This window comes from Pseudotabrizicola sp. L79, assembly GCF_036553525.1.
Lineage (GTDB): Bacteria > Pseudomonadota > Alphaproteobacteria > Rhodobacterales > Rhodobacteraceae > Pseudotabrizicola.
In genome coordinates this window covers 79,589-94,197 of the sequence record NZ_JAZHDA010000037.1, presented here as the reverse complement: position 1 = coordinate 94,197, position 14,609 = coordinate 79,589, and the positions used below count along the sequence as shown (strand labels likewise).

Sequence of the window (14,609 nt, the reverse complement as noted above, 5' to 3'; positions counted from 1 at the left end):
TGCCGTCCATATCGGTCACAAGAATGGTGGTGCCGCCGTCGGCGCTTCTCAGTTTGAACATATGCGCCTCGGTGATTCTGCGGCTCGTAACAGCCAGCATAGGGCAAAACGCCACCGGCGGCATGCTGTCCACATAATCGATGCCTCAAAGCTCATCTTGGCGGACTTCCGGCATCGCGCCCTGCGCCATCACGCCGAGGGGATTTTCCTACTGGAGCAGGTCCACGGGAAAACGCTGACCCTGTCGTCAGGCCGGGTCATCCCCACCCGCTGGGTCGGCGAGCAGCATGTCCGCGAGGATCTGGGTTTTATCCCGAGCTTTGCTGATTGGGCGCGGTCGATCCGGGCCGAGCCTTGGATGGGCCGGACCCAGAAGATCGAAGCCGAGGTCGATCCGCATCTGGCGATGCCCGTCAGGGAGGTCACCTGACATGAGCCGGGTATATCAGAACCTTGGTCTTCCACCTGAAGCCTCTCCCCTCACAGTCGTCCGCACGGCGATCCGCCGGTTGCATCCCGACACGCTCGCGGTCCGCAGCTGGCGCGAGGCGCGCAAGCGCTACTACCGCGACCTCTTGCAGGCCCATGCCGCGGCGCAGGCCGCCGCCGAAACACCCCAGCCCGCCGAAGCGGGCTGATCTCCCGCAATCGCAACCTAACCTGACCCGGCCGACGTGGCCTCGAGTTCTTCATTCTGAAAGGAGCCTATCGTGGCTGACTATTTTACCGAATTTTCCTGCGTCATGGACATGGAGACACCTGCCAAGGCCATCGCTGCGCTCGATCTCTTCCTGCGCTTGCGCGAGGAAGACGAGGCTTCGGACGACCCGGAATTCTCGGGCTTTGCGCTGTCGCTGCAGGATGGCCCGGGCAGTACGGTGCTCTGGTTCCACGACGACGGGCAGGGCGATGTCGAAGGGGTCATCCGCTTCGTGCTGCGCATCGCGGAAGACCTCGATCTCACCGGCCTCTGGGGTTTTGACTATGCCAACACCTGTTCCCGGCCCCGGCTGGAGGCGTTTGGCGGCGGCGCGCATGTCATTGACCTCGGTGCGCGCAAGAGTCTCGGCTGGCTCAGCACCCATGAATGGCTGACTGCCGCCCTGAACGGCGAGGACATCGATGCGGTGGAGGCGCTCGTTGCATGAAGACCGTCGTTCCTTCCCGCACCCCCGCCTCTTTCCCCGTCTCGGAATTTGGCCGCAGTGCCGATGGCCTGATCGTCGCCCGGATCGGCGATGCCGCCTATGCCATGATCCCCACGGCTGACGGGCGGCATTACCTCGGCAGCGGTTGGCGCCTCTCCAAACCCCTGTCGGACTGGAAGCGGTCCGACTTCTACGGCCATGGCGGCGATGTTGCTGACGAGGCTGCTTTCCGCGCCCTCGTTCAGGAACAGGCCGAGCATCAAGGCGAGAAGGCCACCCTCGGTCGGCAGGAGTTCCGCGCCCATGCCAACACGCCCTGGGGACCATCGCAGGGCGCGGTTCGCTACGGCGAGGGCGTGTTTTTCCACTCGACCTCCGGCCATGGCGGGTTCCACCTGACGGTGGATCGCAATGCCCGAGTGCATCCGCTGCTGCGCGATGCCAGTGGTTACTACGAAGAGGACGCGGCCTGGGCGGCCGTCGCGACCGCCTGGCCGGATCTCTTCACGGGTCTGGAACGCCGTCAGGCTGAGAAAACTCTGCGCCATAGCTGGCCAGATGCCTGGGAGGCGATCCATGGCCGGGCGCTGCGCCCTGGTGAATCCCGCACGCGCGACGGCGAAGCCTTTGCCCGCGATCACGCGAAAGACTGGGTCGTGATCTCGGCGATCTATTCAGACCAGCATCGCGGCTTCACCGAGGTGCTCGCCACGCGGGGCGGACGGAGTGATCCACAATCCGAGGAGCGTCGCTTCCTTGTCCCTTCTGGGGACTACAAGGTCGGCGCGTTCGGTTTCGTCATCGATGAGACGCGCCACGCCGTCTATGACGGCCCGTCGAGTTTCATCGGCTGGCGGGGCAGGGCGGGGGGGTGACCCACTCGATGGCGGGTGCACGGCTTTTCGGTCGGGCACCCGCCAGAGGGAGAGATGGGCGGGTGGTTCCGTGACGGGTTTCAGGGTGGGAGAGAGTCTCCTGCCGCCTGTCGCGGAGTGATCCAGATGACCGCACCCATCCCCCAAACCGCCTTCCGGGGTCCCGGCGACAACTTGATCGGCGGAGTTCTTGCCCATCTGCGCCTGACGGACCGCTTGCCCCTGCGGATCAGTTGCCACTGCCGCGCGCATTGGGACGATCCGGCGCTCGATCAGCTGCGCTTCGAGCGCGAGGTCGATCTCGGCACCTTCGGTGACCTCGCGGCCGCCATGATCGTAGCTCGCACCGCAGTAACTTCCGGTCTGATCGCCGCAGGCAACGATCCGGCCCTGCGTCTGGCGCCGCAGTTCATCACCATTCTCGATGCCGAGCACTGCCTGGTGCTGGCAGGTGACGTGCAGGCAGGCCTGATCCGCTGGTGCGCGCCGGTCGACAGCGATGCCGAGGCGCGGCGCGTGGTGACCGACGCCTGCGGGCTTCGAGCCGAGGCCCGCGTTGCGAACGACATCGGCGATCCAGCGTCCGCTGCTGCGCTGCTCACCCGCGCCCGCTTGCTGGACGGCCGACTGGTCGACAGGTTCTGGCGCGACCTTGCAGCCGCTGCAGCCGATCACGCCCTGGTTGCCTGATCTTCGCCCCTTCCGGAAACTCACCCTCGGCCGTTTTGCCGGGTCATGCAAAAGAGGGACCCACTCATGCCCGAAGTGATCTCAACGACCGTCTATCGCCTCAATGAACTTCCCGACGGTGCCAAGGACAGAGCCCGCGCTTGGTATCGCGAGGGCGGTTTCGACCATGACTGGTATGATGCTGTCTACGAGGACTTCCAGCATATCGCGGAAATCCTCGGAATCCGCCTGAAGACCCGGACCACCCGCCTTATCGGTGGCCGCACGCGGCAGGACCCCTGCATCTGGTTCAGCGGCTTCTGGTCGCAGGGCGATGGTGCTGCTTGGGAGGGCGTCTATTCCTACCGGAAATCCGCTGCCGCCGAACTTCGCGCCTATGCGCCGAAGGACAAGGCCCTGCACCGGATCGCGGAGACTTTGCAGGCGGCACAGCGACAGAATTTCTACCAGTTGCGCGCCGAGGTCACGCATCGCGGCAATTACTGCCATGCCTTCACCATGGCGGTCTCCGTGTTTCGGGACAGTGCGGCTTCGGTCGAGATCATCGGCGATGCCGAGTCCATTGTCACCGATGCGCTGCGCGACCTTGCCAATTGGCTCTACCGCCAGCTTGAGCAGGAATACGACTACCTGACATCGGACGAGGCCTTGGACGGGACGCTGATCGCCAATGACTATACCTTCACCGAGGAAGGCCGGCGGTTCGGATAGCTGCCCTGCAACCCGTCCATCCCCGTCCCGGCGCCCGGTTTTGCCTCAACGGTTGCTGTCGATCCAGCGCGACAGCAACTGCCGGTCCCGAAAGCATTCGTCTGGCACGGCGCGGCGTTTGATCCGCGCAAGCCGTTCGGCATAGGCGACTTGCTTGGAGGTTGGATGGCTCGTGTCAGCAGGTTTCAGCTTCGCTTGCGTCTCAATCCAGGCACTGAGCGAGCGGCGGTCTTGTTGGACTTCCCAGGGCAGCAGGCTCTGGTTGCGGAGCGCCAACGACCGCGCATAGGCGATCTGGCGCTCAGTGGCGGGCAGGGCAAAACTGGCAGCGTCCATGATGGATCTCCCATGTGGATCGTCTTTCTAAGATAGAACATAGAAAGAACAAAATCAACTCCGCGACCGCAGGAGAGCGAGAGTTGGGACGGAAATCGGCGTGTTCGGGTGGGTAGAGAGAGCCGCCGGGGCGCGCCATTCACCCCTGATCCGGAGGATTTCCGATGACCCAAGCTGCGACCGCCCTGAAACCTGCCACCATCGTGCCCGAGGCGCGCCGGGCGGCATTCCTTCCCGCGCTTTTCAGCCCAGCCCTGATGCTGATCGGCGAGCGCGCCGTCTATCAGTTCATGACCTGGCTGGCCCCCGACGATTACACCGGTGGTCTCTGGCATTTCCACGAGCGGAACGGCCAGCCTCTGTTCATGTCGCCCGACTGTGACAAGAGGTTCTGCATCTTCTGCGAGACCAACGGCTACATGGGCAAGGTATCGGCCGAGGCCGCCGGGATCATCGCCACCCTCTTCGCGCTGTCTCATCTCTCGTTCCGACATGAGGTCGACCAACTGTCCGAAGCATACATGCGGCTATACGGGTTCGCAGGCGACCACCCCGAGGCGGGCGAGATCTTTAAGGCGATCGACTGACGCGCGCGCCCCGCAGGCTGACTGGCAATTCCTGCCCCTTTGGCACTCTCCGGCGGTTTCGTCGGGGGGTGTTTGCATTTTGCCGGGCGCAGGTAGGCATGGGCAGCATTGGCCATCGGTCCGCCTGTTGCGGCATACGGATTTCCCCGGCTGGACGGCCCCAGGTTCCGACGTGCCTTTGCCAAGCGATCATTGTAGCGACAGGAATTTGGGCAGGGCGCGAGGGCAATGGCCTCACCGTCAGATCATCATCGAGTTGCGCCGGTCGCGGTGGTGTCTCAGCTTGGATTGACCTGCATCTTGCCCGGCCGCAGCACTCGTTCGGATCTCGTCCTTTACTTGCCATCTTTCTGGCTGACCTGAACCAAGAGGAGTGGCGGGTGCCGCGAGGCCGCAAGTCAGGTGGGAGGCGCAAGCTGGCCAGACTTCTGGCAGAGGTGGTTTCATCACCGGTAGTGCCTGTCCTATCTTTCCTGACGGGCCTTCAGGGTCGCCTTGATCTCCGTTGTGTCGCTGTTCCAGCCCGCGTCCAACGGCCTCTGCTGATGGGCTGATCTGCCCGAAGGACGTCTTCGCCTCGACCGCTTCGGCGCAACAGCGTCGTCACAACTTTCTTCCCTTGCCGGTGCATGGACCGTCATTCCTCGCGCGGCAAGAAAGTTTCTCCTGTGCTGTCCAGCCCCCATGAAGGGGGTGCGCCAGTGGTCGCCTCCGGGCTGTCGATCTCCATCGAGGCCGCAAGGACGCGGGCCCGAAACAGCAAAACGGAGAAAGAACATGGCGACCATCGGCACCTTCAAGAAGACCGGCAGCGAATACACCGGCGAAATCTTCACCCTCAGCCTGCAGGCCAAGGGTGTGCGCCTCGTCCCCGACCTGCGCGCCTCGTGCGAGAACGCCCCCTCCCACCGGGTTCTGGTCGGCCGCGCCGAGATCGGCGCCGCCTGGACGAAGAAATCGAACGAGGGCCGCGAATACCTCGGCCTGAAGCTGGACGATCCGAGCTTCGCGGCCCCGATCTACGCCAACCTCTTCGATGACGAAGACGGCGAGAGCTCGAGCCTCATCTGGTCCCGCCCCAACACCCGCCGCGGCGACTGATCTTGCATAGGCAAAGGCCCCGGTCGAAAGACCGGGGCCCAAACGTCTTTTCTGTTGATTCAGTGCCCCGATCCACGCACTGAGCGGATAGCGGTCATTTTCGGCGACGATTGCAAACGTCAGCATTGTAGTTGACCCGGACTGCCGGACTCGTGCTTCGGTAAAGCTGAAATTACCATGCGCTTGTCAACCGATCCAAGGGATCGCCTGCTGCCCGCGGTTATGCAGTCGGCGACACCTTAGTGGATCAGACGGCCTCGACTTCAACGCTGACCTTGGTAATCTTATGGAGCGCGACCGAGCCCGCGACGGCCTTGGCGGCGTCGAACAACGCGAGGTTGATCCCCTCGCTCACAGAACTGCGATAAACAACACCATCGTAGCCGACCTTCTTAATGAATTCGCATAGATATTGACTTGGGATGTAGTCGATCGCCGCTCCACTCGGCAAGACCGGGCGGGTAAGCTCGTCCCCTAGCCGCTCCAGAAACGCAATGTCAGCGCGGAGCTGCCCGATTGCGCGAGCGTCGGCGAGGAGAAACGGCGATACAAGCCCGCGAGGGTTACGCAAGTCAACAGCGTTGAGAGGGGGGAGCACGGTGAAGTCGGCGACGCATGCTACTTCACCGGTATGCGGCCGGACCTCGGCGACAGCCGTCTTCGGCAGTGAGCCCAAGTAGAGGTAGGGGATTCCCGCAGGGTTAGCCCGCCCGTGAGTTGCCCTACGAGCGGGAGGCGATCCCATCTCGCCGATTCCAAAAGGCTGTTCGCGATCAAGGATGCGGGCACGGTACCAAGTCGTAGGCATATCGTCGGCTGGGAGATGTCCCAGAAGTTCGCGCAAGCGATCGGTGTCGAGCACTTCATCAAGAAAGTAGCGGTTCTTCCACATCAATTCGTCGCGGAGTGTCTCCCAGCGAGCGAGTGCTTGACTGTGATAGGCGGCCGACGGCGAGAATTTCGCACGGACAATATCGCCATCGTCGAGGATTTCGCTGAGCAATTCCTTGGCATGGGCGTTGTCCATCGCTGGATGGCTGAAGAGGTCCCAATCGGTCTTGAGCCAGTTGACCAGGGTTTGGCCATCCGGGTCGGGTTCATACACGCTGATGAGGAGTTCGAAGACGTCGCGCAGTGCAATGGGTTCGACGAGCGGCACCCCAACTGTCGCACAGAATACGCAATTTCCTTCGGCGACGCTGAGCGTAGGGATGATATCGCGGCGAAGGCCGCGGTCCCCAAAACAGGCGTGGCAGCACAACCCAGCCATCGTGTCACCTCAGGAAGTTCGCTAGTGTCTCGATATGGTGGTTCATCGACAGCTTCTTCACTGAGCCGAGCCCCGGGAAATGCCCCTTGTTGTGAAGATCGCGAAACGCCTTGATCGCGGTGCTATCGAAGAGGTGAGACTTCCCGCCGTCCAGTTTTTTTATCAACTTATCAAGTGCTTGCGCGAACTTTCCCGCAGGGTCCGTCGGCGTGTCCTTCGTAGTCGAGACGAAGTGATAGACATACATCACCTCGTCCGAGTCGGGATCGATAAAGGTCAGGTGGATCGCGACCGCATAGGCAGGACCACCGCCCTCGGTATAATCGTCGCCAACGATCAGAAAGTCGCCGAATCCATCCATATCCTCCTCTTCGTAGGTTACATGGAGATCGGAGAATAGCTCGACAGCCGGGTGGTCGGCGTTGCGGCGTCGCTCGAAACCGTCCCGCAGCAGCACACGCTTTGCCGCGCTTTTGAAATGCTTGCGGTAGAGCTTATGACAGTGTTTCTCGAAAAAGACATGGCTCGTATTGGCCAAGTTGTCGCCGAGCTTTTCTGCGAGTGTCTTCGCCTCTGTAAAACCGGCGTGGATGAAGCTTGGGGAATGTGCCTTGTGCTTCTCATAGCACGCCAGGGCCTCGTCGATGCCCATGTCGTTCCTGAGAAGGATGCCGGCCATGATACCGCCCTTGCCAAGAAAGCCCACTTCAAGCAGTGCCGTGATGCTACCCCCGTCTTCTGCATGGTCACCGTGGAACGGGTTGACGATGACGATCGCTTTTCCCTCAGCATTGCATATCTCAGTGAGCGCACGTTCAAGCCCCTTAAGCGCCTCGCGGACGGGCTCAATGATCGGCACGAAGCCGGAGGCCGCCATCAGCGGTGCCATCTCGCGGATGGTGATCAACTCGAACTGCTTGCCGCGAAAATAGGGGTGATACATGTTTCAGTCAGGCCCAGACCTTTGCCGCACAAAGCGGAGTGGAGACCGCCTCGACGATCCGGCTGTGATCGGCGCGGCGGACTTGGATCGAAAGTGCTGCCGCATGCAGAGAGCGCGGCAGATGGTCGACAAGGTCGCCAAGAGGAGCAAGATCGCGGGTGCCCTTGAGGGTTGTCACCATAGCATCATGAACGGCGGTCGGGTCCAGTTGAGCGAACACGGCTCGCATTGCGGCATGGCGCTGAGTGTTGGGAACGCTAGGAACGGCGACTTTGAGGCGCTTTAGGATCGCCACGGCCTCCGCCGACCGTAGCCCCTCGAATACTGTTGCCGGGCATATCCGGTCGGGCCGATCCTCCGCCTCCCGCACCGTCGTAATGCGGTAACGCGATCCCAGCATCATCACGCCGACATCCTTTGGAACAGTGTCGATGACGCCTCTAACATGTCCTTCACTCGCGATCACATAGACCTTCGCGAAGACCTTCTTGTAATTTTCAATCTGGTTTGCGAGCCGGGAGAGCGAGTCGCGCTCCGATTTGATCTCATAAACGGTCGCTGTCCCGTTCAGGATAGCGACGTCAGCCTTGCAGGCACCTGCTCGAAATTCGGTTAGCATGCACGCGGTGTTGAGCGAGTGCTTACCAAGAAGGATGTTATGTGTGAGCGCCGAACGGTAAATATATTCATCACGGCGGCCTGCCGCTTTTAGGATGGCAAAAGTCGCGTCAAACGCCCCGCCTACCGTCGTGTCGCCGACGCAGCGATCTGCTATGCCAGTCAGCTCAAAAAGGCGGGCGAAGAGTGGCGATCGACCTTTACTCGCCATTTCGCGAAACACAGCCGAAGAGAAGATGCGCGTCATCGCCGAGAGCTGTGTCGGATGTAGTTCCACTGGTCCCCCGCTCCGCGACAGCGCTTCCTCCAAGAAGGCGTTTTGTTTAACGCCGTAAATCACCCTAGCGGACTAGTGCCTTCGAGGGAACCTCGATCTTTCGGCTGCGACGTTCAGTCTGCGAACATTCTTTATGCCGATCCGCTTAAGGGTGATGCAAGTTGCGGTAAGCAATTTCTCAATGAAATCAAGTGTAAAGAAGCGACGGCGAAGACGGCTCTCCGTCCAAGTAGCTTATGTGAGCGCTCGGAACTAGTCGTGTTCTAGAAGGGTTGCCTTGGCACCTCCCGGCGTGCCGCCGGGACCGGGCCCTGGTCCTTCGGACTGGAGCCTGCCAAGGCAGTCTCCACCCATTCGGGCGACTGTCCCTGGCGCGAAGAGGGAGAGGGGTGCCGTGACGGGTCAGGTCCGGCGGGTGAGAGAGCGCTGATCGGGCCTGACCCGTTCCCGCTCTCTTGAGGAATTCCCGATGAACGACCTTTCTCCGACGACCTTGGCGCAAGCGCCGGTCGCCTCGGCTTCTGCCATCCTGGCTGCGGCTGGCCTTTTACTCCCGGCGCTCGAACGCGGGCAACGGGTCGACGCCGCCATGCTGCGCACAGCGATGGAAACTGCCTTTGGCGCTTCCGATGCCTCCGGCCTCTGGGACTGGAAGACGGCCTATGAGGCCTGCGAAGCCGCGACCGTCCTGTTCCTGCGGAAATACGGCCGCGCCATCTTTCGCCAAGCCGACGCACCTGCGGCGCGGCTGGCCACGCTTGCCAAGATTGTCGACCTCCTGCCCAGCCACACACGCCGTTCCGAAGAAAGCGAGGCGTTGCAGCAGTTCTCCACACCGATCCCGCTGGGGCTCACTGCACTGACCGCTGCCGCGATTGGCCCCGACGATGTGGTGCTGGAGCCTTCGGCAGGCACCGGTCTACTGGCCATTCTCGCCGAAATCTCGGGCGGCAGTCTGATCCTAAACGAGCTGGCCGACACCCGGGCTGACCTCCTCGCTTCCCTCTTTGCCGCTCTTTCCGTCAGCCGCTTCGATGCGGCCCAGATTCACGACCACCTCGACACAGCGGCGGTGCCTTCCGTGGTCCTGATGAACCCACCGTTTTCTGCGATGGCGAACGTCACCGGCAAAGTTCAGGACGCCACCTTCCGGCACATCGCCTCCGCGCTCGCGCGCCTAGCGCCAGGTGGGCGATTGGTCACGATCACCGGCGCCGGTTTCGGCCCCGACATGCCTGCTTGGCGTGATGCTTTCGTGAGATTGCAGGGACGGGGGCAGGTGGTGTTCTCGGCGGCGATCGACGGCTCGGTCTATGCGCGGCATGGCACGACGTTTCCGACGCGACTGACCGTGATTGACAAAATCCCGGCCGACGATCCCACGCGCTTCCCGGCCTCTCTCGGTATTGCACCCGACGTCGCGACCCTTCTCAGCTGGATAGCCGACCATGTACCGTCGCGTGCTAACGTCGATTTGCCGAAGCCGCCGTCACCCACGTCGCCTCCGCGCTCAGTCCGCGGCTATCTCGCCCGGGCCAATGCCGCCCCGGTGGCCCGCAAACCCGGCGGTACGCCCCCTGCCGTCGAACTCGGCTATGAGCCCATCGACGCGGTCCCGCCCGATGCCGCCCGCCTGTCGGACGCGATCTACGAAGAATACAGTCTCCAATCGATCCGGATTCCCGGCGCAGTGCCGCATCCGACCAAGCTGGTGCAATCCGCTGCCATGGCCTCGGTCGCGCCGCCGCGGCCGACCTATCGGCCCATGTTGCCTGCGGACATCTGCCAGCGGCTGTCGGACGCCCAGCTGGAGACGGTAATCTATGCCGGCGAGGCCCATTCCGACCTTCTTGACGGAAGCTGGACCGTGGACGAGACCTTCGACACGGTCGGCGCTGCTGCTGACGGAGTGGCTGGCTCGGTCCGCTTCCGTCGCGGCTTCATGCTGGGCGATGGCACGGGGGCAGGCAAGGGCCGCCAATCGGCCGGCGTCATCCTCGACAACTGGCAGCGAGGTCGGCGCAAGGCAGTCTGGATTTCGAAATCCGACAAGCTGATTGAGGACGCGCAACGCGACTGGTCGGCCCTTGGGCAAGAACGGCTCCAAGTCACGCCGCTGTCACGCTTCGCCCAAGGCAAGCCGATCACCTTGTCGGAGGGCATCCTCTTCACCACCTATGCGACGCTCCGCTCGGATGATCGAGGCGAAAAGGTCTCTCGCGTCCGTCAGATCGTGGACTGGCTGGGCCGCGACTTTGACGGCGTCATCGTCTTCGACGAAAGCCACGCCATGCAAAATGCCGGAGGCGGCAAGGGCGAGCGTGGCGATGTCGATGCCTCGCAGCAGGGCAGGGCAGGCCTGCGCCTGCAACACGCACTGCCCGACGCCCGCATTGTCTATGTCTCTGCAACCGGGGCCACGACGGTCCACAATCTCGCTTATGCCCAGCGGCTTGGCCTCTGGGGCGGGGAGGATTTCCCCTTCGCTACCCGTGCTGAATTCGTCGAGGCAATCGAGGCCGGCGGCGTTGCCGCCATGGAGGTGCTGGCCCGCGATCTTCGCGCCCTCGGCCTCTACACCGCAAGGTCGCTTTCCTATGACAGCGTCGAATATGAGCTGATCGAACATCAGCTGACCGAAGAACAGCGCCGCATCTATGATGCTTACGCGGGTGCTTTCGCCGTCATCCACAACAACCTCGATGCGGCGATGGAGGCGGCGAACATCACGGGGTCGGACGGCACACTGAACCGGCAGGCCAAATCTGCCGCGCGCTCTGCCTTTGAATCGACGAAGCAGCGCTTCTTCGGCCATCTGCTGACCTCGATGAAGACCCCGACGCTGATCCGATCCGTCACCGCCGATCTGGCGGAAGGCCATGCCACGGTCATCCAGCTCGTCTCGACCGGCGAGGCGCTGATGGAACGGCGCTTGGCGGAAATCCCGACCGACGAATGGAACGATCTGACGGTGGACGTCACGCCCAGGGAATACGTCGGGTCGTATTTGCAACATTCCTTCCCGGTGCAACTCTATGAACCGTTCACCGATGGTGAAGGCAATCTGTCCTCACGCCCGGTGTTCCGCGATGGTCAGCCGGTCGAATGCCGCGAGGCCGTGCGCCGGCGCGATGAAATGCTGGAGCACCTCGGATCGTTGCCCGCAGTTCCGGGCGCGCTCGATCAAGTGATCCAGCATTTCGGGACGGAGATGGTCGCTGAAGTGACGGGACGGTCGCGCCGCATCATCCGCAAGGGCGAAGGTTCGACGGCACGACTTGCCGTGGAAACCCGCGCGCCATCAGCCAACCTTGCCGAGACCTCTGCCTTCATGGATGACCAGAAGCGCGTCCTGATCTTCTCCGATGCGGGCGGCACCGGGCGCAGCTATCACGCCGAGCTTTCGGCCAAGAACCAGAGGCTCAGGGTCCACTACCTGCTGGAACCGGGCTGGAAGGCCGATGCCGCCATCCAAGGACTCGGGCGCACCAACCGGACCAACCAAGCGCAGCCCCCACTGTTCCGGCCGATCTCGACCGATGTGAAAGCAGAGAAACGTTTCCTCAGCACCATCGCCCGCCGCCTCGACACATTGGGCGCCATCACCCGCGGCCAACGTCAGACAGGAGGGCAGGGGCTGTTCCGGCCCGAGGACAATCTCGAAAGCCTCTATGCGCGAGACGCGCTGCGCCAACTTTACCTTCTGATCGTGCGCGGCAAGATCGAAGGCTGTTCGCTGCAGCGCTTCGAGGCGGCAACCGGCCTGAAGCTGATGGATAGCAATGGCATCAAAGATGATCTGCCGCCGATCACCACCTTCCTGAACCGGCTCCTGGCCCTGACCATCGAGATGCAGGGCATCCTCTTCACGGCCTTCGAGCAGCTGCTCGAGACTCGGATCGACGGGGCGATGGCCTCGGGCACATATGATCTTGGGCTGGAAACCCTGCGCGCCGAAAGCTTCCGCGTCACTGACCGGCAGGTGATCTACTCTCACCCGGCCACTGGCGCAGAAACCCGGCTTCTCTCCATCACGGAACGTCGCCGCAACCGGCCGCGACTCTTGGATGATGCCCTCGCCGAACTCGACGACCCGCGCACCGTCCTGATGATCAATACCCGCTCGGGGCGGGCGGCAGTGCAGGTGCCGACCACCAGCCTGATGCTGGATGATGGCGAGATCGAACGACGCGTGCGGCTGATCCGCCCCACGGAAAGTCAGAGTATCGCCATCCGCCTTATGGGCGGCACGCAATGGGTCGAGACAGATCGCCCCGCCTTTGTCGCCGCTTGGACTGCGGAGGTGGCCGAAGTGCCGGAGTTCACCGACAGCACACTGCATGTCGTCTCAGGTCTGCTCCTGCCAGTCTGGAAGCGCCTGCCCCAGGACGAGACCCGCGTCTATCGGCTGCAGACCGACGACGGCGAGAGGATTATCGGCCGCAGGGTCTCGCCCGCCTGGGCCGCCACGGCAACCGGGGCAGGGGTGCCCAGCCTCTCCGCCGAACAGGCCTACGCCGCGCTGATTGAAGGCAAGACGATCCTCGACCTGACCGAGAGCCTGCAGCTGCGCCGGTCCCGCGTCATGGGGGTGAACCGGATCGAGTTGACCGGGTTCTCTGAGGTCATGCGCGAGCGGCTCCGGGCTTACGGCCTCTTCAGCGAAATCATCTCTTGGAAACTGCGGTTCTTCGTGCCGGTTGGACCTGATGGAGCGGGAGTTCTTGCCAAGCTCTTCAACCTCTGGCCTATCTCCCGCATTTCCGAGCGTGAGGTTGCCTGATGTCCCGTATTGATGCCGCAGATTTGGCGCAGCGCCTTGGCCAACAGGCCGAGGCTGTCTGCCGAACCTATCTCTCCAACGGGCGCAGGCAGGGCAACTATTGGCAGGTTGGCGATGTCCGCAACACGGCAGGGCGCTCGATGTTCGTGCGCCTTACCGGTCCAACTTCGGGTAAGGGTGCCGCTGGTAAGTGGCAGGACCCATCAGAAGGCAGCCATGGTGATCTCCTCGACGTCATCCGCGAAAGCCTTGGGCTCACCGATTTTGCCGACGTCCTCGAGGAGGCCCGGCGCTTCCTCAGCCTGCCGGAACTAGAATCAGTGCCGAACACCCCAACCCCGAAACTGGCACCCGCACCATCTGGTTCGTCTGAAGCGGCACGGCGGCTCCTCAGCATGTCCGGTCCGCTCAAAGGCTCGCTGGCGGCAACCTATTTGCGGTCGCGCGGCATCACAGATCTCCGCGACACAAGCGCCCTGAAGTTCCATCCGAACTGCTACTATCGGGGGCAGGGCGAGGATCAGACCGAGACCTGGCCCGCCATGATCGCTGCCGTCACCGACCTCGAAGGCAAGGTCACCGGGGTGCACCGCACTTGGCTTGCGCGCGATGGCGGCTCAAAGGCACCTGTCGACACACAGCGGAAGGCGATGGGGGACTTGCTCGGCCACGCGGTTCGGTTCGGGGTGGCCAAAGAGGTCATGGCAGCGGGGGAGGGGATCGAGACCGTGCTCTCCCTCCGACAGGCCCTGCCAAAGATGCCGATGGTTGCGGGACTATCGGCCGGACATCTCGCAGCCTTTCTCTTTCCGGCACCTCTGCGCAGGCTCTATATCGTCCGCGACAACGATCCGGCGGGGGACGGTGCAAGGGATAGCTTGGTTGCCCGGGCGCACGAGGTCGGGATCGAAGCAATCACGCTCTCTCCCATGTTGGGGGATTTCAACGACGATCTTGTCACCCGCGGTCTGGGTGCACTTCGGGCGCATATCCGGGTGCAACTCGCGCCGGAGGACGTCAGCCGCTTTCTGACGCAGGACCAAGTGACCCGCCGAAGCGGGTGATCCAAAAGGTCCGATCTCATCACGGGTATTCGAGGCTGCAGTTCCATCAGCGGGACCGCGCCTCGGCCTTCTAGAGGGCGAGCGGCCCACAAGCGTTCCGGTCAGGCAATGGCGGCGCCCGACTATTTTCCGCCGGCGGGGAAGTCCCCGCCTTTGCATCGCGAGGCAAAATAGCCGGGCTTGGCCATCGAGGCCCTCGCAAAAGG

Annotated in this window: 14 protein-coding genes; 10 read left to right on the top strand and 4 right to left on the bottom strand. The window is 62.7% G+C overall.

Annotated features, from left to right (window positions below; all coding sequences use genetic code 11):
• The 6 genes from V3C85_RS01365 to V3C85_RS01340 all read left to right on the top strand — a co-directional run.
• A partial coding sequence (locus tag V3C85_RS01365; protein ID WP_445941963.1) for a DUF6915 family protein occupies positions 1-430 on the top strand: 430 nt, incomplete at its 5' end.
• Position 431: 1 nt separating this feature from the next.
• The gene (locus V3C85_RS01360) at positions 432-638 is read left to right on the top strand and encodes a hypothetical protein (protein WP_331793282.1); all 207 of its coding nucleotides are present in this window, start codon (positions 432-434) and stop codon (positions 636-638) included.
• Between the two features lie 72 nt (positions 639-710).
• Entirely contained in the window at positions 711-1,148 is a 438-nt protein-coding gene (locus V3C85_RS01355; protein ID WP_331793281.1) for a hypothetical protein, read from the top strand.
• Entirely contained in the window at positions 1,145-2,023 is an 879-nt protein-coding gene (locus V3C85_RS01350) for a DUF7007 domain-containing protein (protein WP_331793280.1), read from the top strand. Before V3C85_RS01355 ends, V3C85_RS01350 begins: the two co-directional genes overlap by 4 nt.
• Positions 2,024-2,149: 126 nt before the next feature.
• The gene (locus V3C85_RS01345) at positions 2,150-2,713 is read left to right on the top strand and encodes a hypothetical protein (protein WP_331793279.1); all 564 of its coding nucleotides are present in this window, start codon (positions 2,150-2,152) and stop codon (positions 2,711-2,713) included.
• A 66-nt stretch (positions 2,714-2,779) separates the two neighbouring features.
• Positions 2,780-3,424, top strand: a complete 645-nt coding sequence (locus V3C85_RS01340; RefSeq protein ID WP_331793278.1) for an antitoxin of toxin-antitoxin stability system — start codon at positions 2,780-2,782, stop codon at positions 3,422-3,424.
• 45 nt (positions 3,425-3,469) lie between these two features.
• On the opposite strand, the gene V3C85_RS01335 is transcribed toward V3C85_RS01340, so the two are convergent.
• A complete protein-coding gene (locus V3C85_RS01335; RefSeq protein ID WP_331793277.1) occupies positions 3,470-3,760 on the bottom strand; it encodes a hypothetical protein in 291 nt (96 codons plus the stop codon).
• 164 nt (positions 3,761-3,924) lie between these two features.
• Here V3C85_RS01335 and V3C85_RS01330 point away from each other — a divergent pair, with 164 nt between their 5' ends.
• Together V3C85_RS01330 and V3C85_RS01325 are read left to right on the top strand one after the other, a co-directional pair.
• Positions 3,925-4,347, top strand: a complete 423-nt coding sequence (locus V3C85_RS01330) for an antirestriction protein (RefSeq protein WP_331793276.1) — start codon at positions 3,925-3,927, stop codon at positions 4,345-4,347.
• A gap of 777 nt (positions 4,348-5,124) precedes the next feature.
• On the top strand, positions 5,125-5,448 hold the full coding sequence (locus V3C85_RS01325; protein ID WP_331793275.1) for a DUF736 domain-containing protein: 324 nt from the start codon (positions 5,125-5,127) through the stop codon (positions 5,446-5,448).
• A 247-nt stretch (positions 5,449-5,695) separates the two neighbouring features.
• On the opposite strand, the gene V3C85_RS01320 is transcribed toward V3C85_RS01325, so the two are convergent.
• The 3 genes from V3C85_RS01320 to V3C85_RS01310 form a co-directional block, all read right to left on the bottom strand.
• Positions 5,696-6,607 (bottom strand): RES family NAD+ phosphorylase, encoded by a 912-nt coding sequence (locus V3C85_RS01320; RefSeq protein ID WP_331793274.1) that lies wholly within the window; start codon positions 6,605-6,607, stop codon positions 5,696-5,698.
• A gap of 115 nt (positions 6,608-6,722) precedes the next feature.
• Positions 6,723-7,661 (bottom strand): sce7725 family protein, encoded by a 939-nt coding sequence (locus tag V3C85_RS01315; RefSeq protein WP_331793273.1) that lies wholly within the window; start codon positions 7,659-7,661, stop codon positions 6,723-6,725.
• 7 nt (positions 7,662-7,668) lie between these two features.
• Positions 7,669-8,526, bottom strand: a complete 858-nt coding sequence (locus V3C85_RS01310; RefSeq protein WP_331793272.1) for a sce7726 family protein — start codon at positions 8,524-8,526, stop codon at positions 7,669-7,671.
• 499 nt (positions 8,527-9,025) lie between these two features.
• Between V3C85_RS01310 and V3C85_RS01305 the strand changes: the two genes are divergently transcribed.
• Both V3C85_RS01305 and V3C85_RS01300 read left to right on the top strand, forming a co-directional pair.
• Complete coding sequence (locus V3C85_RS01305; RefSeq protein ID WP_331793270.1) at positions 9,026-13,339, top strand: strawberry notch-like NTP hydrolase domain-containing protein; 4,314 nt, start codon at positions 9,026-9,028, stop codon at positions 13,337-13,339.
• Positions 13,339-14,403 (top strand): DUF7146 domain-containing protein, encoded by a 1,065-nt coding sequence (locus V3C85_RS01300; protein WP_331793268.1) that lies wholly within the window; start codon positions 13,339-13,341, stop codon positions 14,401-14,403. Before V3C85_RS01305 ends, V3C85_RS01300 begins: the two co-directional genes overlap by 1 nt.
• The last annotated feature ends 206 nt before the right edge of the window (positions 14,404-14,609 follow it).